The 26447-nt window shown below is 39.1% G+C and carries 21 protein-coding genes and 1 pseudogene; 5 read left to right on the top strand and 17 right to left on the bottom strand.

The features are described 5' to 3' along the window. The first annotated feature begins 32 nt into the window (after positions 1–32). Positions 33–575: a peptide-methionine (S)-S-oxide reductase gene (locus tag QZ562_RS01985; protein ID WP_293756223.1), complete on the top strand. Its 543-nt coding sequence runs from the start codon at positions 33–35 to the stop codon at positions 573–575. A gap of 175 nt (positions 576–750) precedes the next feature. On the opposite strand, the gene QZ562_RS01980 is transcribed toward QZ562_RS01985, so the two are convergent. Further along, positions 751–1818 (bottom strand): ABC transporter substrate-binding protein, encoded by a 1068-nt coding sequence (locus QZ562_RS01980; RefSeq protein ID WP_293756221.1) that lies wholly within the window; start codon positions 1816–1818, stop codon positions 751–753. 295 nt (positions 1819–2113) lie between these two features. Beyond that, positions 2114–2800, bottom strand: a complete 687-nt coding sequence (locus tag QZ562_RS01975) for a hypothetical protein (protein ID WP_293756219.1) — start codon at positions 2798–2800, stop codon at positions 2114–2116. 249 nt (positions 2801–3049) lie between these two features. Here QZ562_RS01975 and QZ562_RS01970 point away from each other — a divergent pair, with 249 nt between their 5' ends. Beyond that, positions 3050–5452, top strand: a complete 2403-nt coding sequence (locus QZ562_RS01970; RefSeq protein WP_293756217.1) for a penicillin acylase family protein — start codon at positions 3050–3052, stop codon at positions 5450–5452. Positions 5453–5566: 114 nt separating this feature from the next. Here QZ562_RS01970 and QZ562_RS01965 read toward each other — a convergent pair whose 3' ends face one another. The 3 genes from QZ562_RS01965 to QZ562_RS01955 form a co-directional block, all read right to left on the bottom strand. Then, positions 5567–6724, bottom strand: coding sequence for a hypothetical protein (locus QZ562_RS01965; RefSeq protein ID WP_293756215.1), 1158 nt, complete (start codon positions 6722–6724; stop codon positions 5567–5569). A gap of 224 nt (positions 6725–6948) precedes the next feature. Further along, on the bottom strand, positions 6949–7536 hold the full coding sequence (locus tag QZ562_RS01960; protein WP_293756213.1) for a CBS domain-containing protein: 588 nt from the start codon (positions 7534–7536) through the stop codon (positions 6949–6951). A 60-nt stretch (positions 7537–7596) separates the two neighbouring features. Beyond that, positions 7597–7899 carry a hypothetical protein gene (locus QZ562_RS01955; RefSeq protein ID WP_293756211.1) on the bottom strand — a complete coding sequence of 101 codons (303 nt, stop codon included), beginning with the start codon at positions 7897–7899 and terminating at the stop codon, positions 7597–7599. A gap of 693 nt (positions 7900–8592) precedes the next feature. Here QZ562_RS01955 and QZ562_RS01950 point away from each other — a divergent pair. After that, positions 8593–8799: a hypothetical protein gene (locus tag QZ562_RS01950; protein ID WP_293756209.1), complete on the top strand. Its 207-nt coding sequence runs from the start codon at positions 8593–8595 to the stop codon at positions 8797–8799. 557 nt (positions 8800–9356) lie between these two features. Here QZ562_RS01950 and QZ562_RS01945 read toward each other — a convergent pair. The 3 genes from QZ562_RS01945 to QZ562_RS01935 all read right to left on the bottom strand — a co-directional run bounded on the left by QZ562_RS01945 (position 9357) and on the right by QZ562_RS01935 (position 11815). Continuing rightward, complete coding sequence (locus tag QZ562_RS01945; RefSeq protein WP_293756207.1) at positions 9357–9866, bottom strand: immunity 22 family protein; 510 nt, start codon at positions 9864–9866, stop codon at positions 9357–9359. Positions 9867–9956: 90 nt separating this feature from the next. Beyond that, positions 9957–10712: a transporter substrate-binding domain-containing protein gene (locus tag QZ562_RS01940; RefSeq protein WP_293756205.1), complete on the bottom strand. Its 756-nt coding sequence runs from the start codon at positions 10710–10712 to the stop codon at positions 9957–9959. Positions 10713–10948: 236 nt separating this feature from the next. Then, entirely contained in the window at positions 10949–11815 is an 867-nt protein-coding gene (locus QZ562_RS01935) for an SDR family NAD(P)-dependent oxidoreductase (protein WP_293756203.1), read from the bottom strand. Between the two features lie 917 nt (positions 11816–12732). On the opposite strand from QZ562_RS01935, the gene QZ562_RS01930 reads away from it, so the two are divergent. Beyond that, on the top strand, positions 12733–13011 hold the full coding sequence (locus tag QZ562_RS01930; protein ID WP_363315312.1) for a zinc-dependent peptidase: 279 nt from the start codon (positions 12733–12735) through the stop codon (positions 13009–13011). Between the two features lie 66 nt (positions 13012–13077). On the opposite strand, the gene QZ562_RS01925 is transcribed toward QZ562_RS01930, so the two are convergent. From QZ562_RS01925 to QZ562_RS01895, 7 genes and pseudogenes are all read right to left on the bottom strand, one after another. Continuing rightward, positions 13078–14253: an aminotransferase class I/II-fold pyridoxal phosphate-dependent enzyme gene (locus tag QZ562_RS01925; protein WP_293756201.1), complete on the bottom strand. Its 1176-nt coding sequence runs from the start codon at positions 14251–14253 to the stop codon at positions 13078–13080. 979 nt (positions 14254–15232) lie between these two features. Further along, positions 15233–15310: pseudogene (locus QZ562_RS01920) on the bottom strand (transposase); the annotation flags it as partial. A 336-nt stretch (positions 15311–15646) separates the two neighbouring features. Then, entirely contained in the window at positions 15647–16357 is a 711-nt protein-coding gene (locus QZ562_RS01915) for a hypothetical protein (RefSeq protein WP_293756199.1), read from the bottom strand. A gap of 897 nt (positions 16358–17254) precedes the next feature. Beyond that, positions 17255–18445: a formate-dependent phosphoribosylglycinamide formyltransferase gene (purT, locus tag QZ562_RS01910; protein ID WP_293756196.1), complete on the bottom strand. Its 1191-nt coding sequence runs from the start codon at positions 18443–18445 to the stop codon at positions 17255–17257. Between the two features lie 334 nt (positions 18446–18779). Continuing rightward, entirely contained in the window at positions 18780–19859 is a 1080-nt protein-coding gene (locus QZ562_RS01905; protein ID WP_293756194.1) for an SMP-30/gluconolactonase/LRE family protein, read from the bottom strand. A 458-nt stretch (positions 19860–20317) separates the two neighbouring features. Next, positions 20318–20977, bottom strand: coding sequence for an ABC transporter substrate-binding protein (locus tag QZ562_RS01900; protein WP_293756192.1), 660 nt, complete (start codon positions 20975–20977; stop codon positions 20318–20320). A gap of 108 nt (positions 20978–21085) precedes the next feature. Further along, complete coding sequence (locus QZ562_RS01895; protein WP_293756190.1) at positions 21086–21628, bottom strand: acyloxyacyl hydrolase; 543 nt, start codon at positions 21626–21628, stop codon at positions 21086–21088. 334 nt (positions 21629–21962) lie between these two features. On the opposite strand from QZ562_RS01895, the gene QZ562_RS01890 reads away from it, so the two are divergent. Continuing rightward, on the top strand, positions 21963–22922 hold the full coding sequence (locus tag QZ562_RS01890; RefSeq protein WP_293756188.1) for a LysR family transcriptional regulator: 960 nt from the start codon (positions 21963–21965) through the stop codon (positions 22920–22922). 187 nt (positions 22923–23109) lie between these two features. Here QZ562_RS01890 and QZ562_RS01885 read toward each other — a convergent pair whose 3' ends face one another. Together QZ562_RS01885 and ovoA are read right to left on the bottom strand one after the other, a co-directional pair. Next, positions 23110–24336, bottom strand: a complete 1227-nt coding sequence (locus QZ562_RS01885; RefSeq protein ID WP_293756186.1) for an FAD-dependent monooxygenase — start codon at positions 24334–24336, stop codon at positions 23110–23112. 17 nt (positions 24337–24353) lie between these two features. Next, positions 24354–26447: 5-histidylcysteine sulfoxide synthase (gene ovoA / locus QZ562_RS01880; protein ID WP_293756184.1), on the bottom strand; the 2094-nt coding region annotated here is incomplete at its 5' end.

Raw genomic sequence — 26447 nt, 5'->3', positions numbered from 1 at the left:
TATTAACAAACTTGCAATGAAAGCTTCCTGACATGACAACTGCCCCTAGTAAAGTTGGTTTGGGTGGTGGTTGTCACTGGTGCACCGAAGGCGTATTTACATCACTTATTGGTATAACTAATGTGAATCAAGGATGGATAGCATCAAACGGCAAGCACTCTAGCTTGTCTGAAGCGATTGAAGTGTATTTTGACCCAGCAGTCATATCGTTATCAGACTTAATCGAAATCCATTTGCATACCCATGCCAGTACATCTGACCATTCTATGCGCGGAAAGTACCGTTCAGCCATATATACCTTTGACGATATTCAATTTAAGCAAGCGTTACACATTTTAAATGTATTGAGAGCAGATTTTGATAAAGCGGTAATTACCCAAGTCTATGCTTTCAAAAGCTTTAAACCGAATAAGGTTGAACTAACAGATTATTTTTATTCAGACCATAACCGGCCGTTTTGCCAAACCTATATTCAACCTAAACTCAGGTTATTAATAGCCCGTTTCAATCGCCATGTTGATCAACATAAAATGGCAGAAATTGGCTTGAAAGTGAGTAATAATTATCCCAACTAGTTTAGATTGAGTCGGACTTGTGTCGCATAAACTTTAGCCGATGTCTATTCCACCAAAAAATCACACAACAGCAAGTGGATGCATTAATTCTCTTAGAGTATTAAATAGTAAACCGTCTCTGAAAACATTGAAAAAATATAACGCTTGGTAAACTTATCAAAGGCTATACAAGCCACTATTCTCTTATTGATTTAATAATATTTTGCATAGATAAAGCTTTGGGTTCATCCCCCATTTTGTAAGCTGAAAATTGATTAAAGTTTACTTCCTGCCACTTTCTTTGTTGCATGAAATCTTGGTAACTATCCACATTTTCTTTCGTGATAACCTCAAAATCATACAAGCTAGGGCTAGCTGAAAATCTGTCTATGCCGTTTTGATAATCAAAAATCTTTGTAATGGCGATAGCCCCCATCAAAAAGTGCCCGCCTGCCGAAGCAGTGAGTTCTCCTTTTTGGATTTTTAATAGAGCTTCGGGCAACCAATCAAACCCACCCGCAACAATTGGCTTGTTGGACAAAAGTTGATGTTGAGCCAAAGTTTCTAATGCCAACTGATCACCCGCGCACCAGAAAATATTAGTATGTGGATAACGCTCAAGCATCATTGCAAAATTAGTAGCAATATTTTTAGGATCCCAGTAGGTAGGGAAAATTTGGTTTAGACGAACCTCACTAGTACCAGCTAAATCAGTGAGAACTTGTTGTCTGGAGATAGATAAGTTGTCAAAGTCACCTCCCATCCCTATTATCGCAGGCTCAACGGCTGGGTGACGAATTCGATGTTCTTTGAGTAAAGCATTTAACAGCAGCAACCCCCCGTTAGCGTTATCGTAAGCAACTTCTCCAATCCAGTGTTTATACTTTTGTCCGGGTCGTTGCAGTTCCATCGCTTCTTCTCCAGAAAAAGCCTGTTCCAATGTTACAAACAAGATACCTTTAGCTTCAATCAGGTCCAAAACACTCGCAGCATTACCATAAAATGGTCGAAATATAAGGTAATCAGGCTTTATTGGTCGGGCAACGATACCTTCAATTATGTCCAACGTTGAAAAGCGATTGGATCCACCATAAATCACCTCAAGGTGCACATCCAAACTCTTAGCTGAAGCGGCACTGACTTGATGCACTATGTTCCAAAACGCAGGTCCTTTTTCGTCCGGAATAATCAAAATCACTTTGGTCGCAAACGTAATTTGAGAAAATAACAAAATAATGACGACTGCAAATATTCTCAAAATCATAGGCCCATATATCCAACTCAATACTGACAAAATTGAGCAATCATAGTTGAAAATCACTTTTAGAACTAGTGATTGGTACAGACTCTAAAGGCGCGCAAACGTGGGATTAACTTTATGTCGTTTTTCAGACTGGAAGAACCAAACAAAGGATACAAGGAATAAGGGTTAGCCATAAATAGCGGATATCGTAGATGGCTTATTTAAATTTGTTCTGACCCCAAGACTTTTCTTTAATACTTTGCTATCACTTGAGCGAAAAAATAAGCAGCTAATTAAAATCAGCTTAGTGTGATTTCTACTCTTTAGGATGGCTATTTTCTAAACGCCTATGAGTTAAATCTGGGAGTTTAGAGCGTATTTTTTCTTGAATTTGCGGTAGTAAACCAATATGTTTTTTATGAATAACGTGATTAATTGAGATCTTTTTGAGTTCTACTATTTGTAAGTCTTGGTCAAAATGTTTTTCTATCACGTCATCTATTACATATATTGCGTAGTTATATCGGTTTGCCTTAAGCATGTCGAGAACGCTGGAGAACAATTCATTCTCTACATGAACAGATTTAAATTCTCCATACTCAATAAGCGCAAGCATCCTGTTATTTGCTAATATAGATATTTTTGCATTTGTTAATATACTTCGGTTACAAGGCACTCCCTTAGAACATATTAAGGATAGGCTAGCGCTTTGTAATTCAGGTTGCACCACTATCACATTGGGATATTTTTTTGCTATTGGACTAAGTCGTAATACGTCAGCGTCTACAACATCGTTGTTGAGTAAAATCAATCCCCGTATAGAAGGTGTAGGGATCAGCTCCACCTTAAAGCCTAATTCAGTATAAATTTCTACGAAAAGTTCGGAATAATCATCAATATCAGGGTACACAATATGAGTTAATAAAAAAGGTTTTGGCTCTTGAGCAAAGCTTACGAATGAGCAAGAAGTTAGTAAGTAAATAATCAACATCCAGGTTTTCATTTATTCTCCTTTTCTATCGTAATTTTATCCAAATATGACATCCCTACTTTAACCATAGCACTTTATTGTAGAAGTATTCGTATGATTAATTACTTTAGTTTATGGCTTAACTCTAGGGTGAAATAGTTCTCTATATCTGACCAGATAAAATTGACTACATGCATATTATCTGCACTTTGATAGTTGTGAACAAATAACATATAAAATGTTATGTTTGTTAGCAATGAACATAATAAGCAGATCCGTGTAATGAAACTCATCCTAAAAATCCTCACTGTTATTTTTGCCGTCGCTGGCGCCTTAGGTGCCTGGTATATCCATAACAAACAACCGATACGCAGTGGTGAAGTTAGCCTAGCCAACTTACAAACGCCGGTCAGCGTGCATTATGATGAACGCGGTGTGCCGCATATTAAGGCGAAAAACGAAGCCGACATGTATCGCACGCTTGGTTATGTGCATGCCCAAGATCGCTTGTTTCAGATGGAGATGGTGCGCCGCTTAGCGCGAGGTGAGCTAGCGGCCATACTCGGACCAAAACTGCTCGACAGCGACCGTTTGTTTCGTACTCTCGGCATTCGCGCTCATGCAGATGCCTATGCAGCGAAGATGGACACTAACACTCCTGCAAATAAGGCCTTGGCCGCTTATTTAGATGGTATCAACCAATATCAGAACACTCACCCAGCCCCTATAGAGTTCGATATTCTTGGCATTACAAAACGCTCTTTCACCGCAGCGGATACACTCAGCGTCGCCGGTTATATGGCTTACAGTTTTGCCGCCGCTTTTCGCACTGAGCCGGTGCTAACTTATATACGTGACCAATTGGGTGCTGACTATCTTGAGGTGTTTGATCTGGCTTGGCACCCCGAAGGTGTGGTGTCACAGAGCCTTACCGCCAAAGATTGGCATGGCCTTAATCGCCTAGCTCATATCAGCCAACAAGCGATTTCAGATAGCGGTTTAGCACTATTTGAGGGCAGCAACGCTTGGGCTGTATCTGGGAGTCGCACATCCAGTGGTAAACCACTTCTAGCAGGTGACCCACACATTGGCTTTGCCGTTCCTTCAGTCTGGTACGAAGCACATTTGTCTTACCCAGGGTTTGAGCTGTATGGTCATCATCAAGCACTCAACCCAGTCGCTAGTCTTGGACACAATATGGACTTTGGTTGGAGCATTACTATGTTCCAAAACGATGACATAGACCTTATTGCCGAGAAGCTTAATCCTGATAACATTAATCAAGTTTGGTATCAGGGCCAATGGGTAGAACTGCAAAGTCGCACGGAGCAAATTGAAGTTAAAGGTGAAGACCCAGTCACATTAACCCTGCGTCGTTCGCCTCACGGCCCCATCATCAACGATGCTCTTGGTGAGCATTCAGGCAAAACACCTATCGCCATGTGGTGGGCATTTCTTGAAACAGAGAACCCAATTCTTGATGCCTTTTATCAACTCAACCGTGCTGATACCTTGGCAAAAGCCCGTGCAGCCAGTGAAAAAATCCATGCGCCTGGACTCAACATAATCTGGGCGAATGCTAGTGGTGATATTGGTTGGTGGGCAGCGGCTCAACTGCCTCTGCGCCCTAGTGGCGTTAATCCTACATTTATCCTCGACGGCAGTAGTGCTGAAGCTGATAAACTGGGTTTTATACCTTTTAATGATAATCCCCAACAAGAAAACCCAGAACGAGGGTATATTATTTCAGCTAATTATCAGCCCGTTCCTGATAGTGGTATTGAGGTGCCAGGTTACTACAATTTACCCGCCCGTGGGATTCGACTAGAGCAACGTTTAAGCGACAATAGCGTGCAGTGGAATGTGCAAAATAGTCAAGCACTGCAACTGGACACTGGCAGTGGCTATGCGCAGCGCTTGCTGAAACCGTTGTTACCCATCATTAAAGCTGCGGCCAGCGCCGATGAAAAAGAGCTCGTGAACATGCTCAGTAACTGGGATGGGGATCATAAAATTGATGAAATCGCCGCAACGATTTTTAACCAGTTAGTTTACCAACTTGCATTTGAGGCAATGAATGACGAAATGAATGACGAAATGAGTGACGAAATGGGTGACAGTTTCTTCGCAACATTAATTCGTACTCGAGTAATCGATTTTGCCTTACCACGTTTAGCTGAGGATCCCGACTCGCCGTGGTGGGATAATAGAAAAACGTCAGTCATCGAAGGTCGCGCAACAACAGTGACTGTCGCGTGGCGAGAAAGCTTAAAACATCTGCGTAGCACGTTGGGCAACAACACGGCCAACTGGCAATGGGGCGCAGCCCATACTCTCACCCATGAACACCCACTAGGCCAGCAAAAACCGCTGGATATATTATTCAACGTGGGTCAGTTTGCTGTACCTGGTGGCCACGAGACGCCAAACAACCTGTCACATAAAATCGGTCCAGCGCCTTGGTCAGTAGCATACGGCCCCTCAACTCGCCGACTCATCGACTTTGCCGACCCTAGCCAGTCACTTGGTATCAATCCTGTTGGGCAAAGTGGGGTGTGGTTTGATCAACATTATCAAGATCAAGCTGAATCATATATCAACGGTCAGTACATAAAACAGAATTTTAGTGAAGCCGATGTCACAGCCAACACTATTAGTACCTTGCAACTAGTGCCGACCAAGTAAAACAACGGTCACTTAATTCAGTTTGTTACAAAAGCAGTGGATGGACAGAATGGCGAAATACTTTTGTGTATTTCGCCATAAAATTGAATAGGTCTTAATTTATTTAAGGTATCACTATCGCGCTAGGGGAAGCTCCCCATCTAGGGCATTGTTTAATGAGGTCATGAATTCATCAGAATCAAGCTCTAACTTAGCTTTTGCAGCTATGCTTTTTGTTTCCTCTGAGCGCTCATTTATGACAAGCATAGCGACTAGCCTAGATACATTATAAATAAACGTTTTGGTAGCCGACGCTAACATTTCTTGACTTGTTTTCTTATCGCCGTACACCACTTTTTCACTGGCATCTATTGCCCAAACGTAGTTGGAAACCATCTGACTAAAATCGACATTTGGACTGAGGTATTTGTTGTAGAGTGAATATTGTTCGTGTTTTATTAATACGTCTTGAAAAATATGGAAGTTCTTAATGGCTACGTCAGGGTGGTGTTTATCTAGCCATTTGAAAAAGCTCATAGATTGGTCGGTTCGTTCTAAAACCCTATTCAGAGATACATATTCATGAATCAAAGAATATGCATCTTTGGGGTCATTCATTAGAGAATGTTTTGTATAACTTGCAACATATCTGAGCAGTGTTTTGGCGGGTGGGTATATTTCACCAAGTTCAGCCCAGTCCATTATCCCATATGACAGCCTAACAGCACTATAATGTTCATCTACTTCAAGAGCATGTTGATGAAACCAAATGCGTTTAGATAATGCCATTGCGTAGTCTTTGGTTTGCAAGTCTTCGAGGGCATTACTGCGTAATTTCCTCAGGTCTATGGGCGTTTCAGGTGTAAATTTAGGTAACGAACCTAATATTTCTTTAGCTCTATTGGGAGAATCGAGCCACTTATTTGATATATTAATCAGGCTGCATGGATAAGTATCGTTAAACCTGACATTATACTTTTTACAAGATTCAAGCACATGTAAATCAGCCTCCTCTTGTGAATCACGATTGATCACATACGCCCAAGCTCCGCTTTCTGATTGCGCAAAACTCTTAAATCCTGATAGGTTTTTATACTTGTTTTCATAGGCGTCGAAAGCTTTAAACGTGATAAGTGAGTCTTCATCTTGAGGAATATTTTCAAAAATCACATCAGGGTTTTCAAATGCATGTTGTGAACCGCCCTCTTGGGCAGCGGTTTGCGAACTTGTTGGTGTAGTGCCAGAACAAGAAAAAAATAAACTAGCCAGTCCTAAGAGTAATAACTGTTGCATGTAACATCCCTGTTAATTGCTATTTAAAATAGTGTGCAATATTAACAGCTGTTCACAGCCTTGCAAATTCAGCAGGTAAATATATTCAACTTAAATGGCAGGCCAGACTTGCAATTAGTTATCTGCAATGTCCCTGATATGAATATTGGGAGGGTTACAACTACTACCCTCCCCTTTAAAAACGAGCTTTAATCTATTTAACCTGGGCTCTGGATATTTAGGAGCTAAATGAGTTCCTCGTGCTCATGCATCACATTAAAACAATCCTTAAACGAATGTGCAGTAGCATTAATATAAACTGGCTCATGCAATACTCGACTAACATCTGTTGATGATATTACCCCGCAAATCTTGTTGGTTTCATCCACAACTTGAATATGTGCTTCACCTAGTGACTCCATAGTTTTCTTGATATCACCGATACACGCTCTGTGAACATTATTTTTTCGTAAAGCAGGCATCTTGACGACCAGACTCATCACATCTGCGACCGTTAGTTCAGACCTTGCCACACGTTTTCGATTGGCAATCATTAATACAACACGGCTAACCAAAGTAAAGCTACTGATAACGCCCAATAATTTAGTCTCTGTCCCAACGTATAACGTAGACTTTTTATTACTGTGTTTCATGACTGTCAACGCTTCATCAATGCTGGTATCTGGGGCAATCATTTGCGAAAGAATACAATTTATGTCGTTAACCACAGACTCAGCTGAGCTATGTATATCCAGACAAGCCTGCGCTTCGACTGGCATATTGACACCAGGAACACTGTTATCCACAGTAGGAATTATTTTAAAGTTATTCATTTTTATTCACCAAAATATTGATTAATATGACTACAAATTACTCTGTAGAATTAAATTTATTTAAATAAATACTTTGGGTGGAGCGCGGGTAAGAGGCCGTAAATAGCTATAGTTTAAGGAGTATGTAGTCCTAGCTTGAACCGCAATAGTATTAAGTGCGGCACCACATTTCTCAGTAACGTGATAACTGATGTCAACACTATCATCACCTAAGTCATATTTAGGGGTGCTGTCAGCGACACAATTAAAATCATCAACGTATATGACTATATCCTGAGAGGAGACATCACCGGGTACGGCAACATTGATAAACGATACGGACAAGAATAAAAACAACAGCAAAGCTACATTGCACTTACTCATGCAATTTGTGAGGGAATATTTTATCACTAAGGTGGCTTTCATTCTTCTATCTTATGACTGCGAGGGGAAAACACAAGTAGGCTCTATCGTGAATTTATGTCGTTTCATCTTAATATTTTTAGAACCCACAATTTACAGCATGTTTTATGTGCAAAAAGTGATGTACAACATCGAAATATGTTTAAAGTCTTTCTATGTTTAAGCAGCAGATATTATCTTCGCTCATAGGGAAAGTTACTGGCGATGGAATAACTAAAGCAGGCGGACGACAAGGAGATTAACTTTGCCTTGCTGAGGTAATCCGAGCTCAGGTAAAGGTAATCTAAATCTACCGATCAAAATATTCAACATAGTTGGCCAAAAAACCAATATCATGGCGACAGGTAAAATATCCAAACCGACACTCAATGACCAAATTAGTACAGCAAATCCCAGACCTTCTGCAACAATATAAAACTAAAATGGCACTCAGCGCTAGCAAGCTAAAGTCTACAGACGTGTTTGCCTAGTGGTAATACATTGAATTTAGTCACCGCTTTCCAATGCTGATTTTGAGATAAGGCGTAATACCCGCAGCCTACGATACTGATTAACATAGCTGCGCCTATCAGTAATCCGTTATTCATGAAATTACAGGCTTATTAAGGGAACTACCAGAGCACTTAATTCAGAAGCTCGAAGGTGAAAGATCAAGTGGTAATTCATCAACGTATTCTGAACTTTGATGGCAGCGTGATTGCCGATACTTATATAAACGGAACTACTGACCGCTTTACACTTAAAAAGACAATTCTAGAAGATGCGATTCTAGAATTACAAGAAGGTTTGCAGTGGAGGACTTTGGGTAGTCGTTATAAATTTGTGGTGCCGCCAGATCTCACTTCGAAGAAACGTGGATAAGGAAGTAAAATTGGCGCTAATGCGCTAATGCGCTAATGGTACTTGATGTCAGGCTACTGACAATTGAATAAAACGGCACTGCCGTTCCTGAGTTATGCCGACCGACAAAGAGACTCATCATTGTCACCAAAATTCGCGAATACCCAGTCCGGGGCCGAAATGCTTTAAAAATGCACTTTCATCTGCATAGCTAAGATGCTCGGCTAACCCTGCTTAAGTTAACTTGCCTTGTTAAACCAGTTCTATCGCACAGTGTTTTTTAACCTACTCAGACAAATCTTTAAAACTTAATCCTTCCTCGGCCAATTTGCGATATAAGTGCCTTGCGCTGATCGACAATTTTGTCGCTACCTGTGCCCGTTGTAATCTCGGTTGTTGCAATTAATTAATACTGGGAGAATCTTGATTGATTGATTTTTTGCTTATTTATGCTTTTTAAACAAGGATAAAAATGCACGCTTAGCCAAGGACAAATTTTTTGTTAACTTGAGCAGTTACTTGACTAAATACCAAGATACATCCATATATTTTGGTATCTAAATTGACCACAACATTATTTATTCTGGATCTGCTGAGTCAGTTTCAGTTTCATTTTCTTCATCTTCATCTTCATCTTCTTCACCCAGCAGGCTTTCGCTTGAGGCGTCATAGTTAAAGGCACCTAAAAAAGTAGTATATTCGTCCTTAACAACACCGCTTAATTTGATGCTGTATTCTTGCTCGAAAAGTAAAATAATCCAGGTCACTTGCTCCATTTTATTTTTTTTCGCTTTACTCATCAAGTTGACAATATAAGAGCTTGAGCAAGAACATCCACCAGCAGCTTCATGCATATCAATAGTGCCAGTATGGGCACCATTGGTTTCCATCTGTTTGGGATCGAAATACCGAATCTTATAATTATCTGACCAACTGTTTTTTGCCCGAGAACCTTTTTTAGAAAACGTTTCTTCAAAATAATCATCAGGTATATCGGCGTAAGGGTATTGTGATGCCCAAACGGACACCTTACCTTTCGTATTAAAAAGTAATCCTTTCTCGGGTATGTAATTATTATCTTCGTTCATAAGGGGATGGTAACCAATATTGAATATACTCATATTCTATTATATTGGGGGATGAATAGCGAAATACCTACTCTACTTACATTGAGTCAATCAGTATTTTATTTGAGTGTTGTGTTTATCTAGAATAGCTTGAAGTTCACCAGAGATTTTCATTTGTTTGATTGCTTGATTTATCGGAGGTAAAAGACCTTGATAATTTTTCCTCAGCCTCATTATAAAGTTTCCTTTGCTGTGCAGAGCTGCAAAGTGAATATCTACGTCATTAACCCTAGCCCAATGTTTAGCTGTCTCTTGTTCTAATATGATGGCTTTAAATCTTTCGTGTTTCAAACCCAACATTAATTGGTCTTCATTGAGAAAGTTTGTTCGGATAAAAGTATGTTCATCGAAGTAAAAGTACCCCGCAATAGTTCCAACACGTTTCTGATTAAAAGACCCCCGAGTTGGAAATAACGGCGCATTTTTCTTTAAGGTGATAAAACTTTCTGTCAGTTCAAAAAAAGGTTCGCTTGTTACGTACTTTGAACTAACCTCACCAGTTTTCAGCCATTCCAGACAGATAAAGTCAAAATCTACAGTACCATCTTCGAGAGAAATTTCTGCTCGTTTTTGTGGGAGGTTTATTGATACAAATTTAATACCTGAATGGCGTTGAATGGCTTCGGTTATCTCGGTCATAATACCAGATTCACCAGGCTTTGCTCCGGTTAGATAAGGTACCCATCCACCATCTGAATCCATATCAAAGTAAAGCTTCTGATGTTGTTCTTGAGCAACACTATTAAGACTCATCAGAGTAATAATTAGTACTAGTGTTCTAGATATTACCCGCAACAAGACATTCATTTAATAAACTTTGTAGAGTAGATTTTTATTCCAATTAATATTACGCAGTTAACATGATAAGTATACATATGATTTCTATTAATAATAATTACCAAGACCTTGATGTGGTCGGAATCAAGACGGGTGCATTAGCAATTTCAGTCGCTAAAATTATCGTGGAAGTACTCTTACCTCCCCCCACCTTATAGTGAAGTGAAGTGAAGTGAAGGAACCAACAAAAAATTAGGCGAGACCAATCAGAACTTATTTTTAAGTTTCTTTAAACCGATCTTGCCGGCAATAATTTTATCTAACACACGTTTAGGCAAATTTTGCGGAATAATCCAATCAGTCAACATATTTGGGGCTATGGCATACCGCACTTTAGGTTTGTCAGTAGTAATAGTGTGATGCACCAATTCTCCAATTTTTTCAACCGGTATGCCTTGTGGTCCCATTGCGCTCATGAAGTTATTCATTTTATTATATGATTGTTTATAATCTGTATTATCATATTGACTTTTATCAACCATTTCAGCCTTATTCCATATAGGCGTAGCCACTGCACCAGGTCCAATAATGATGACATCCACGCCGTACAGCATTAATTCTTGCCTTAACGATCCTGAGATTGCTTCTAATGCGTGTTTTGAGGCTGAATAGGGACCAAAAAAAGGAGCCGCTCGCACCCCCGCTATAGAAGTAATATTGATAATTCTGCCTGGATTTTCTACGGGTGGATTCACCGCACCTAATAATGGCAAAAATGCTTGAATCGCTATGATGGGCCCAACGGTATTGATCTCCATTTGATAACGAAACTCTTCAATGGGGATGTGCATCATAGGCCCGGTAACAGCAACTCCCGCATTATTAACGAGTCCAGATAAGACGGTATCACCCAGTATGCTTGAAACCTTATCCGCCGCTTCTTTGACCGCTGCAATATCTGTGGCCTCAAAAATCAGTGGTGTAATTTTATCGCCAAACTCATTAAGCAAACTATCCGCATCGGTTTGTTTGCGGACAGAGCCAAACACATGAAAACCTTTTTGAATCAGCACGCCGACGCATCCACGGCCAATACCAGAAGATGCACCTGTCACCACAACATATTTTGTCACATGAGTTCCTTAAAATAACAAATCAAACCAAACAACCATTGCAGTGTTTGCCCCGCATAGTTTCATAATAATAAACACTATACGTAAGCTATACAACTGCTCAAGATTAATCGAATTACCAGACACATAGTTAATAAAAGACTCCATTACATGCTAGATTAGCGAGTAAAATTTATGGTGGACAACACTCATTTTAAATTCTTAGATTGAAAGTCTAAAAATTTAGGTTTTTACTTTGAAGTATGTCCTCTATGTTTTATTTGCAATTAATTTCTTCAAGTTCAAAATATAATAACTTGATAAGCAAAAAACTGACTTCAAATCATCAATAGACAATACAAACATCAAATCTTGATATATTTTTTCTTGAGTTTACCGACTTTAGTCATGCTGACTTGGTTTTACTTGGATAGGCGTAGTATTAAACAGCGTGATCTGAAACGTTTTCGGTTACGATCGCAGTCTTTAGAGCCCAAGGTAATGAATTTATTGCAAACTTGGTTTCCATTGTGCCTGTGTTTTCCCAATGAATGATAATCTAAAATAGTTAGTCATATTCAGGTGTTTTAAGATGGAAAAGACATCTTTGGCCGAAATAAGCGACAAAGTTAGAGTGTTAATTGCCGCTCCAGCTTGCTTATTAATACGCAACTAGCCAAATAATTATTATCCCGGTTTTCGCAGCATACTATTATATCCCGAAACCTACTTAGTCAGCAGTACACAAAACAGGGCATGTTACGAATTACCAATACAAGTCTCAGAGCGTGGAGATCTTGGCTACCTTGTCCAGTGATATTGGTTTGGGTTCATGTGTTGTAATAAGTAAAAGATAGCCGCGATGGACACAATGTGGTGATACATATATTTGCCCACAAATGAGATGAAGAAAATTCGGCAATGGATGAACTGTCTTTATTACCCTATGCAGTTCAATTCGACAGTGGTCACAAGTATTAAGTGCCGAGTTTAATGCACAGCAACAAAAGCTAGGTGACGGCGTTGACGATGTTATTGACAGTTATGACATCATCTCACCCTGCTGTTTTTTTGCCGTAGTCACTGTGAAATTTTTTGAGAAACCCGACCAGCTAGAACATCAACATCCCAAACTGTATAACAAACTGTATAAACAGTTTGAAAAGAGTAATTTCTTAATCTCAGACAATGGTCTTAGACCAAGGATCATTAAGTAAATGGCGCAAACACCTTGGCCTAGTTATTGGTAGTTATACGAGGACGCTCATAGTTGTTCATAGCTATCAGCTGTTTAAACTGTTCATAAATATTGCAAGCCGACGCAGACCTTCTTCGAGTTCAGATTCTGCGGAAGCAAATGACAAACGCACATACTGATCGCCTTGGTATTCACCAAAATCATTTCCAGGCGTGAGCGAAACATGCACTTCTTGTAATACTCGCTCACAAAAATTCATAGCTGAAAGCCCAGTAGAACTCACGTCGATGTAAACATAAAAGGCGCCGTCAGGCTGAACAGGCACATACAAACTACATTTTTGTAATCCAACTAGTACCAATTTTTTTCGAGAAATGAGTGATGCACGTCGTGACTCACACAAAGCAATAGAGTTTGGCGTAAAACATTGTAAGGCCGCTTTTTGGGCTAACGTTGACGGACAAATATAATAATTCTGCGCCAACCTTTCCATAATATCGACTGCACGCTCAGGCACCACACACCAACCCAATCGCCACCCCGTCATACCAAAATATTTTGAAAAACTGTTGATGACAAAAGCCTCATCGTCAAGAGCTAGGACACTCGTTGGCTGCGAGTCAGCCTCGCCGTGGTGCAAATTAAGATAAATTTCATCAACAATTCGCCATGCCCCTTTACTGCGAGCAAATTGACACATTGCTGCCAGTTCATCAGCCGCTACTGCGGTGCCAGTTGGGTTAGAAGGAGTTGCTAGCATTAAACCTCGAGTACCAGGTTGCCAGTGTTGTTTAAGCAGCTCCATGTTCAATTGGAAACGCGAATTCGCTTGGGTTGGAACCAATTGCACTTTACCACCAAAACTTTTGATAAATTGTTTGTTACATGGATATGAGGGATCAGCCATGATCACGCTGTCCCCCTCATCGACAAAGGCAGCTGACAGAAGCAATAAGGCAGCCGATGCGCCTGCAGTCACTACAATACGTTTTGGATCGAGTTTAATTTGGTGAGTTGTTTGATAAAAGCCTGCAATTGCAGTTCGTAATTCTGGCAGCCCAAGTGCTGAGGTATAAGGAAGAGGCGCATTGCTTGCTAGGTCTTGCATCGCAAGTAACACATCAGGAGGCGCACCAAAGTCAGGTTCACCTATATTCAACCTTATAACGTGCTTACCTTGGGCCTCTAATCGGGAAGCTTTTTCACTAAAAGCCATAGCAAAAAAAGGAGAAATGGCTTGCGCACGTTGTGAATATTTCAAATGATAAAACTCAACTTTCTAGAAAAAAACAGTAAAATCTTGATCAACCATTTTGCCATTTGTAGCCATGTAAAACACTCTTTAAAAACTACGAATTCAAATATTTAATTGAATTACGATACACGCCATAGTTATTTTTTGTATTCGGCAATAAATTAGTACGTTACAGACCATCAGTCATTTTTCTTTAAAAATTGTGTTAAAAAAGTCAGAAAAACTGCCGGGAAACGGTCGGAAAATTTCTCAACGTAGCAAATTAATAGTCATATTGTACTTAGATTACTGATGAATAAGATTGTTATAATTTTTGAGCGCATCAAAAGTTTTTTGATTGAATTTGTCTTACAACTCAGGTCAACAAGCAACCAATCCACTTTACTGTAGTTCTAAATCAAAGTTATTAGACCAAGTTGTAAAACAGTCTCTTGGTATGAAATTCGGTCGTCAGCATTATTATACTTGTTAATAAAATTTTCTAATGCAGGCTCAAAGGTGTAAAGAAAGTATCCATAGTTTTGAGCCAGTCAAACCAATGCGGTTAGTGTTTAAGTCTGCTCTATAACCAATGCACAGACTATTTTTACGATAATGGCTTGGGTATTAAAATTTCTGTTAACTATCAATACACTTGTCTTGTCACAAAGTTTTGCAACATCTGTTCTACGTTACACTATTCTCTGTGAGGTGAAATATTCGTTCCTTAAGTGCTTTACGGATAACGCTGTTGAGAAACTCAATGGCCTTGCTTGTATACATCACTTTACGGATGTTAACAGGGTAACTAAATAGCATGTTGTCGTTCTGTCAGTGTGCTCGCCATGACTTACTAATTTGTGGATATTGCTCGTACCAAGTGTTGCTGAAGCGCCCAAGTTCAAACAGGCCCTCTACTATTTACTTTAACGATACATACGCTTTAAATCAGTCGTCACAGCCTTGTAGTCTTCCCAAGAAAAGTAGTTAAGTGGTAGTTAAGTCAATGACGCACCATGTGCACGATACAAAGCTGAACATTGGTTTGTGGAAACACTGCGTTAATCGCGTCGGGGGAACCTTTGTCGTGGTGTGTCGACGTCGAACTCACCACCTTCCATTTTATACGTTTAAAAAGTCATTGAGTTACGACTGTTTTTGACTAATGACTTGGTATGTTACTCATAGCCTAAATGTTCATCCATCTCAGCATTTAATGCAGCCTCAACGGTTATTTTCATCAGCATTCGACTGAAATTGTTCAGGTCTTTAGAAAATTTAATGCCTTTGACAGCTTCTTTAGCGAAAGCTTCAAATACTTTTTTGTTCTATCCTTTTCTGTTCATCTGCATCTGCCTATCTTTAACTATCAATAGAGTAATTTATGATAAGCAGTTGCACAAAATTCATTACAGCCTCGTTACACAGCATCCGTTACAGACTCACAAAGATGTTTTATTTTCTGAAAATGGTTTCTTCTACTTTCGTAGCTATGAGTGTGTTTATTAACAATACTCGTTACTTTATCTACTGTCTCATCACTCATATCAGTACACACTAAATTAATATCTTTCCAAATCCAAAATGCAAATGCACTGATTAAACCACCCTCTATATTTTCAATATCATTTCTCTCTAAAATATTAATTGACGAGGCTTTGTCATATCTATCAATTCTAATTTGTACGTTTTTAAAATTTGTCTTTCCTGTCACTTGAATACAACCAGCACCTATATATTTAAGACCATCTCCACTCAAATAATCTCCATTTCCTAATCTATTTGCATACACTTTATTAGCTATTTCTTCTTTTTTCGCTTCTTGGTTGGGACTCCTACCATCAGCATCCGCTTCAGCAATATTTTTTCTATAATAAGCGAACGTTTTTATTAGTCCTTTACTATCGTAATTAAGATTTTCTTTTTTAGATTTTAATTCATCCCCTATTTCTTCTCTTATTTGAGATAGAAACAATGACAAACTCAAATGGGAATCTATTTTATAAAGAGGTGCTTTATCTAAAATAATATTTGTTATAATTTCGATATATTCTTTAGTGGTTGTAGGGAACAGTATCGATATCATTTCTTTAATTGTATCTTTGTTTAATAATTTATTTGTGCCTGACATTTTATTCCCTTTAATGCTCGTTTATTCTAATAATCAGAAATTTCACCCTCAGAAACTAATCTAATAGAGAAATTAAAAGTCTCAGTTTTAGCAACCCGTTCATGCCAAATTAAGGTGCTTAGGCGTATCGTAATTGAATATACATTCAGGTTGATTCCATTTCAAAATTAGTAATGTAAACCAATAGCTGGAATACTCATCGAAATTTTATTATCGGTTAAGAAGTCGATTAAATTGTAATCATCTTCCGAAGAATAACCATAGCCTATCTTCAAAAAAATTATAACAAACCATGACAAACTGGACCAATTAACAGGTCAGACTTGACAATTTACAAGGAAACTATCAAGAATTTCCTATAAAACGTCTCTTTATAAAATTGTCTCTCTATAAAAACGTTAATTAGTTAAAGGCAAAGTAAACGTTTTAGACTTCAATGCTTTTTTAATTTGTGTCGTAAAATTATAAAAACTAAATTTACTACAATAAACAAATCTTCATTATGTATGCTTAAAGTTTGCTCTAACCTCAGATACTCACCAAGAAACTTTACAGTGGCACAAAAAACACACATTTGTGTTTACAATCATCAAACAACAAGCCAAAGAGTGTGTCCAAATCTGCTTGGAGTTAGTTTCTCGGAAACAATTTGATTGTATAAATGAAGTCATTCGCGTTGCTAAAACTCAATCAGAGACAGCAGACTATTGGCAGGTACCCAATACTTTTAACGCATTAAAACATCAAATAGCTTTACATTTTTAACGAAGCTGTACCTGTAGGTTTTCTGCTAATGATTTAATTTATATGCAACATTACTCATAGCTAAATCAGCAAAATACGGAAACTTCTTAAGGTTGACTCTGATCCTAGATACCTAATTGATGCACCTTAAATTTAATAAAGCACTTCAATACAACTGGATACTTGCTTAGCATTTTCAATCGCATTGTTTGTACTTTTACCACGTGCAATAGCAACACCCAAGCGGCGCTTACCGTCAATATTTGGTTTTGCAAATAAACGTAGCTGTGAACCTGCCACTAAGCTTAATGCTTGGCTTATTTTAGCAAACTTAATATCCTGTGACTTACCATCACCTAAAATAACACTCGATGCTGTTGGGCCATATTGGGTGATAACTCCAATTGGCAGACCTAGAATTGCGCGGACGTGTAGGGCAAATTCGGATAGATCTTGGGACATCAGTGTGACAAGGCCGGTGTCGTGGGGTCGCGGTGACACTTCATTAAAGTAGACTTCATTGTCTTTAATAAAAAACTCCATTCCAAATAAGCCGTAACCGCCTAATTCTTTAACTACTTTTGCAGCGATTTGTTTTACTTTTTGTAGTGCTAGTTCAGACATTACTTGTGGTTGCCACGATTCACGATAATCACCATCTTCTTGTCGATGGCCAATAGGAGCACAAAAATGAATACCATCCACAGCACTGACGGTTAATAAAGTAATTTCATAGTCAAAGGGAACAAAACCTTCCACAATTATTCGTCCAGCACCACTGCGGCCACCCTCTTGAGAATAAGTCCATGCTGACTCCAAATCTGCATCTGACTTAATCACACTTTGGCCTTTGCCTGAGCTGCTCATTACAGGTTTAATAACACAGGGCATACCAAATTCTTTAACGGCTTGTAAATACTCGGCTTTGCTATCAGTAAAAACATAAGGGGACGTTTTTACTGATAGTGTTTCAGCGACTAAGCGGCGTATCCCTTCTCTATCCATGGTTAATTTTGTTGCACGTGCGCTAGGCACAATGTTAAAGCCCTCAGCCTCTAATTTTATTAATGAAGCGGTGGCAATTGCTTCAACCTCAGGAATAATAAAATCAGGCTGTTCTGCACGAATGATCTCTTCTAAACGCTCGCCATCAAGCATATTAAGTACATACCAAGAGTGAGCTACCTGCATTGCAGGTGCATTTACGTAACTATCTGCAGCAATGACTTCAATGCCAAGCCTTTGTAGTTCAATGGCAATTTCTTTACCAAGTTCGCCGGAGCCTAATAAAAGTGCTTTTGTGGCGCTATTTGATTTTGCACTGCCTAGAATAGAAAGGCTCATAATAAGTAACTCATGGTTTAAGTGAAAAGGGATTATTTGAGATAGAATATTATCAGAAAAAAGCAGTGCGGTTTCTGCGAAAATATAAAATCATACGATATAGATCATCGACACCATTTAATCAGTATCTGTATGGGAAAATTTGTTAAATATTGATACAGTCGCTCCAAAAAGACCAAATTAATAGGGCGCAGTTCTAAAACTCCTACTCGGTAATATAATCGTCGCTAGGACAATAATTGATATAGACACCTTTTGTAGTTTCATCAAACTAAAGATGGTTTTTTGGTAAGTTTGGACTGTTTTAGCGACCCCAATACCACAGGTTTTATTGCTACCTATCACCTATCACCTTAGGTAATTTATACTTCCCGATCCGATCATTATGTAGACTACCCAAATACAAATAACCATCTTGCTCGCGCGCAGATGTTATTTCATTTAGATGTTTACCTGTAGGTTCATGCAGACTTTTAGTGATTTCACCTTGTTCATTTAGAGCTAAAACTAAGCCATAAGGTTTTGGCTTAGGCCATAAAGCTTTGGGTAGTTTGGACATTTGCGCTTTTAGAAAAGGATAAGAATGGAGTGTGTCCACCACATCATTTCGCACAGTAAATAGGGCCAGCCAGAATGTACCTTTACCATTGCTGGAGATGTTATCTGGGAAGCCAGGTAAATTATCGATAAAAATATCATGAGTACCTGCCTTGGGACCCTTCAGCCAGTATCTGACGATCCTATAGCGGTAAGTCTCATTCACCAATACAAAATTCTCCTGCTGGGATAAAGCCACGCCGTTTGCAAAATATAAATCTTTGAGTAAGAGTTTAATCTGGCCTGTGGCTGGGTTGAAGCTTAGAAGTCTGCCATGGGGCTTTGATTCTAAAAGATCATATAGATATTCATTTTGCCTGTATTGAGTGCTCGCATCTGTAAAATAAATAATTCCATCTTTAGATATATCTAAAGCATCAGTGAAATTCAGAAGAGCGCCATTCGCTGAAGTAACCAAAACTGTGATTTTCCCTAAAGGATTAATCGAGAGCAACCCTTTATCAGCATCACAAACAATCAAGTTTGCATTCTTGTCAAACTGCATGCCCAGTGGCCGTCCATGTGTTTCAGCAAAGACATCCAACTTACCATCTAGGGTAAGCATCATGATTTTCCCGTCTAATATGCCAGCATAAATTCGACCTTGGCTATCTACGACGACCTCTTCAGGACCATCAATTTTTCCCAATCCAAGAAGCTCTGCATTTTGTAAAAGCTTGTTTGGTGCCAATACGCCGACAAGTTCTTTTGGTGCAGCCGGGGCATAGGCGACTGGCGAAATGGGAGCAGGGATAAAACACACAAAAATAACTAAAATTATAAGAATTCCAATTGTGCTAAAGATTAATTTTTTCAAACCCTCTCCACTTGTTTAAAACTACATGCCGATATTTTTCGGAATGCCAGTCTATTACGAAGATGATTAAAAGCCATTAAAATATTATGCGTCAACTACGTTGGGTAAGACGGGACTATCGGTGTTTTTCAAGATAGCCGCGCAATTAAAAGGCTCAACCGACTGTCGAGAGAAGGGTCTGGAGTAAAAGGTTAAATAAAGTTCTCTAGGAATAATCAGACACACCGTATAAGTCAGCTCTGATTGGTCGTGATTGTTAAGGTGCGTGTATTAAATTAACCTAACATAACTTATTATGAAAACAAAAAGGATAAGCCCATCAATACTGATTTGTCTATTAAGATGCCACCCTCTAAATTTGATGCCACTCAATTACAGCCTAATAATTTATTTACCGTAACACATCAAATATCTAATATTGCTTACCTAACACATAACAAGTTAAGTGTTTGCCTAGTCTAGTTAACATTAGAGACGATGTTCAAGGTTTGGCTATTTTTATTTCTCATAATATCTATAGCAGCCTCTATGCCTTGTTGGCGGATAATCGATGAAAACTCACTGCGTTTACTCGACAACAAACTGATCCCTTCTGCTACCAAGTCATAAGTTTTCCATTGTTGTGTGTTTTTAATTTTACGCAAACTAAAGCTAATATTTATGTTTGGGCCATCACCTTGTTTAATGATTGCCTTAATATTGATCGAGCTTTTATCAGCAAAGTCTTTAACAGGTTCAAACAGTAGTTCTTGTCCACCATAACTTGCCAATGCAATAGCAAAGTTAGAAACCAAATACTGCCTAAACTCATTCACAAATTCTGGAATTTTATCTTTAGGCACTGATCTAAATTGGTTCCCCAATACCTTGAATGCAGCAAATTTATGATCAACATAGGGCATCAGTTCTTGATCAATGATCACACGAAGATGATCAGGGTTAGATTTTATGTTCTGTTGTTCTGAATCGATCCGCTTAAATGTGGTGTTAGTCACTTTTTCTAGCAATTCTTGAGGATTAATTGTGTCTGCATAACTTGGGGTCAGCAGCAAAGTTGACGTTATAAACAATGTTATCTGACTAATATGTTTTATTATTGTCGTAAATGTTGTTTTCATGAATAAGCGATCCTTATGAGCGGTTCAATGTTTGAATAAAAAGAAACTAAAATATTGTGTTTATGTACTGTGCAGCAGCAATAATGCCCCACTTCAATAAATACAAAACTAGAACTCACGTGCGTATGACAGATTCAGAAAATCTAAACCGGGGTTATCATCATTCAATCCACCATTCGAATAATGCATGTAACGCATCGCCACAGACTTTTCTAATTGCTCCCCAAACTCCAATATCAAACCGAGTCGATCTTCAAATTGATAATGAGAGCCTATGTCCTTGCCAGCAAAACGTGTGTCAGTGATCAGTGATACACCGATACCTAATTCAAATTTAAGAGGATATTTGTTGTATAGCATGTTTAATTGCTTTGAAAAAACGGGAGATAACGCAATCGCATAATTGGTTTCATGTTGGTTGTCCTGTCCAAATTCCCAAAAATTTAAGCTGACCTCCCAATACAGATCAAGACTGCCTAACCATTCAAAATTGGTTAATTGAGTATTATGAGGACGATAAGCCAGACGAATTCCAGATAAATCACTTTCACCGTGCAAATAATCGATAGCTACCGCCTGCTTGCTAGCGAAGGTACTTTGGCTCGAAAGTAAACTGAAGGGTATAGTTAATAATAAAATTAACCAGCGCATAATAATGTACTCCAAAAATTTTAAACGTGTCTATAGGACAAGGAATATGTAGGTTTTATTTCAGATTAAGCTCATTAATGTATCTTCAGAAGATAATAATGGCTCAGTATTGCCAATCAGGATCTGTTACTCAGTTAATTCGTAAATAATCACTTACGCGGCCATCACTACCAAAGACTGTATTGACTTGTTTGTTAGGTAAGCCCTTTGGCTAGGTTATTATGATAGGGGTATTATGGACGCTATAATTGAATAAAAAAAATTATATATTTATATGTGACACATTTTATTTTGTGATGTATTGTTCAAAAATAATTTTTTAAATAAACACCTTATGCGTCCACAAGAGTTAAACCTTTTAATGGTATTTGATGCCATCATGACTGAACGTTCTATTACACGAGCAGCTAATCGATTATCTATGACACAACCTGCAGTATCTAATGCTGTCAGCAGAATGCGGGTAGCTTGGAAAGATGAATTATTTGTCAAAGATGGCCGTAATATTCAACCGACTTTGCATGCACAAAACTTATGGAATCAAGTTCGCGATCCCCTTATATCACTCACAGAAGCGGTTGATCCCAAGAGTTTTGATCCCGCTACTGCCAAACGAACGTTCCGTATTGCGGTAACAGATATAGTAGTCGATATGGCCTGGGCAGAATTACGTTGTGCTCTCGAAAAGGAAGCACCAGGCGTTAATATTCATGCGGTCCCCTACACAATAGTGAATGCAGATCAGGTTCTTGAAAATGCAGAAGTTGATATGGTGATCGGTAACACAGGCGTTATTTCAAATACTTTTAGAGCCGAGTATTTGTTTTCACCCATGTATATTTGCATTATGCATCATGACCACTTATTAGCAAAAGCCGAGCTTAGTTTGGAAGAGTTCGCTGCTGCAGATCATCTTTTGGTATCTTTGTCTGGTGATATAACCGGATATACCGATCAGGTTTTATTGCAACATGGATTATCTAGACGAGTTGCGGTTAGCGTCAATCACTTTTCTTCAGTTGCCAATTTAATCAAGCGCAGTAATCTGATATGCGTGATCCCAGTTACTGCGGTTGCTAAAGACATCATCGCTGGAGAAATTGCTGCCACTATGGCTCCTATAGAAATAATGCCACAACAAATTTCCTCAATTTGGCACAAACGACAAGACAGAGATCAAGGATTAATATGGCTGCGAGAACATCTTAAACGGATTATTAGCCGCACTGCTGAGACAGAGACTGCACAAGTCATGGATAGCTTGTGTAAGGCGAATCCATCTATGTGCAGGTAAAAATAAAGGCAGTATCGGGTATTAACACTTATTTCTAATCGTTATTACATCAGTTAAAAACTAAAACATTTCATACAAAAAACGGCACACATAGCATTGAGGAAAGGCGACTCAATCAAGGGCACTTTTTATATGTTGTTTAGTATCATACTGGTGTGTAAAGAAACGTCATTCACACTCTGTTATGTCAATTTAACTGCTCAACAATATTATACGCATAGATAAAATCAAGTTTATTTACGGCCACTCTATCGCTTATACCTAGATTAGATAAACCTGATAATACGGCTAATTTCGCCTGTGCTAAGGGTGAGCTCATATGATATAAACCAGCATTTTTACGCGCAGCAAGTTGGATATTACTGGTGCGAGTTAGCCGTATATTTTGATAAGATTTTAAGGCAGTTTGGGTGTCGTTTTCATTCGCTAAACAATGTGCAAGGGCATAGCTGTCCTCAATAGCCATGGCAGCTCCTTGAGCTAAAAATGGTAACATTGGGTGACAAGCATCGCCTAACAAAGCGACGGATCGATCTGTCCATTGGGTCAGTGGTTGCCTATCAAACAAAGCCCATAGAAAGCACGACTTTGTTGCGCCTAATAATTCTGTGACTTCGGGATGCCAGCCTTTGAAAGTGTCCCGTAACTCATTTATATCTCCTGGCTCATTCCACGACTCTTTCTGCCAATCAGTACGTTCTTGCACAGCAACAAAATTGATTAAGTCGCCACCTCGTAAATAATAGCTCACAAAATGTTTACCCGGGCCTACCCATAGATTGGCATTAGATTGGATTAGCCCTTTAGGAAGTTTGTTTGCTTCTACTACACCACGCCAAGCAACTTGGCCGGTGAATTCAGCAGGCGTTTGACCTAACATACAAGACTGAACATGTGACTTAATGCCGTCGGCCCCGATTAACACATCGGCTTCTAGGCTTTCACTGTTTTCAAATTGTATAGTCAAATTACGAAGGGTCAGATTATTGGGATCCCAGTTTTGCGGACAATGTTGATAACTCCGAATCGCTTGGCCTAAATGGATGCTTACATTTAGCTTCTCACATGCACACTTTAAAACAGTATGTAAGTCTGCCCGATGAATGTGTAGATAATTAGCACCATATTTTTGCCTAGCAGTGTCGGCTAGAGGCACAGTGAAATATTTTTTGCCGGTTTGATAGTGACGCATCACTGCTGACGCTGGAATAAAGGCCTTGGCTTTCGCTTCATCAGCTATACCAAGGACTTGTAATACGTGCATAGCATTGGGGCTAAGTTGCAAACCCGCGCCTATTTCACCAAGATGCAGGCTTTGTTCGTAAACAGCCACCTGAAACCCGCGTTTGGCGAGTGCTAACGCGGCACACAAACCACCAATACCTGCACCTGCAATGACAATTTTTTTACTCAAAACAACTATCCAGCGATTTAGACCCGTTTGCGCCAAATAGTAATATGGTTATTAGCAGTTTGGCTAGTGCGTTGATCCAATTCAAGCTTACTGACAATTTCTGTTTCTTTTACTAAGTCAAATTCAGTAGACATTATTTCAGATAAATGAGCTTCGCTACTCAAGTTTTCACCATTACGCTTAAAGCCGCCAATCCAATGTTGAACATCAGTAATAGACACATCCCACGCATAACTGCTGCCTAATATAACCAAACCACCCGCTTTTACGCGTTGGCAGAGTTGTTGCAGTAAGACCTGTGGATGATAACTGTATTCTATAACACGGTGACAAATTGCTACGTCGTAATCATTAAATTGTAATTTCAGATTATGCCCGTCGCCTTGCGCAAAATGTAGGTTTTCAGGAGCATCTACAAATCCTAAGTTACCTAATGTTACCTCATGGAAATCAAATATTTCACCTTGAGTAGTCATAGCGTAACGAATTTGACCTTGCTCTTTTAAGTCAAGGCAATGCTGAATATGCCTTGCGGTAAAGTCTATTCCATCGACACTACCAGCAGTTTTGGCTAATTCAAATGCCAAGCGTCCCACACCACAACCCATATCCAGAACTTTGCTATCTGGTGTGACATATTGCTGGACTAAGCAAAGAACCTGCTGCAAATCATGTTCAGCGTTATTACTGCTCATGCCGAAATGATGATGTAATGTACGGCTAATATCTGCCTGCATTTCGCATTTTGTCACTGGAGTAATCGGTACTTCTTGATGTTTGCTAGATACGTAACGAAAACCTGCATGCTGATGAAAATGACGACGAAAAGCATACCGAGAATCGCGAGTAGCTTCATTGCCAGTAGACATCCAGCTTCCACCTTTAATCAAATTATGTTGCCCATCAAAAGTGGGTGTTGAAAAATCATCATAAAGCGGGTGAACTTTAAATCCTTCATAGCCATCTATAGGGCTCTCGCTCCACTGCCAAACGTTACCGATAACATCATAAAATTCTGTTTGTTTGAACTTATCAACTGGACATGAAGAGGCGAAATATTCTAGATTAATGTTACCTGGTGCTTGTGACCAATCGGATAAGTCGGTGTCGAGTTGATCACGTAAAACTTGCCATTCAGCTTCTGTTGGTAGGCGCACAGAGTCATCACTGATACTGTCCTTCCAATTACAAAATGCCTTGGCTTCTAAAAAATTAACCTCGACAGGCCAATTGAGGGGTAACAGAATTTCCTCAGTTAAATTGCGTTGCCAATATCGACCAGCTTTACGGCGCCAGAAACGTGGCATTTCAGTTTTGCTAAATTCTAGCCAGCTTTGACCTTCTTCTGTCCAGAAGCTTGTAGTTTGATAGCCACCGGCATCGACAAATTGCAGAAACTCTTGATTAGAAACTAAATATTGTGAGGCTAAAAAATCATTTACTTCAACAGGTAACTGCCCATATTCGTTATCCCAGCCGTAGGTCGCATTAGAATCTGGCTTACCTAATATTAACGACTGACCTGCAACACTTAATAAAGCATTATCTGGAGCTGAACCTGAGTCAGGACAGTTTTTCCATACATTAGATGGGGTCAAATACTTAGTATCGAGCATGCGCATTATAACTGACGATGTCTCAATGTGTATCCGCTCATGTTCACAGCCCATAAGGATAACCCAAGATAATGAGTCTTGAGTTATCGGTAAAGTAATGTGCATACTATCAATTAGGTCTAATACACATTCTTTGACTTGGTCGCGATACTCAGAAACAGCTTCAACACTTGGCCATTGATAATTATCTGGAGAAAGATCATCCCATGACATTTCATCCACACCAACAGCACAAACAGATTCTATCTGGTTGTTGACACGCTGCTTAATAAATTTGCCTAAAAGTAACTTATTAACATAGAAAACCGCAGTGTGTCCGTAATAAAAAATTAGCGGGTGACGCAATGGCTCAGGACGCAATACGAATGCTTTATCTTCGTTTATCAACGAAAACAGCGATTCATACAATTCCCACGTTTGTTCAAAGTAAGCTTTCAGCTCGGCTCGTTTTTTTTCAACATCATGGCCAGTTAACAGCGGTGGCTTATCTAATGT

This window comes from uncultured Paraglaciecola sp. (assembly GCF_913058035.1).
In the GTDB taxonomy this organism is placed as follows: Bacteria; Pseudomonadota; Gammaproteobacteria; order Enterobacterales; family Alteromonadaceae; genus Paraglaciecola.
The sequence above is the reverse complement of the archived record's forward strand: the minus strand, read 5'-3'. Positions and strand labels throughout refer to the sequence as shown.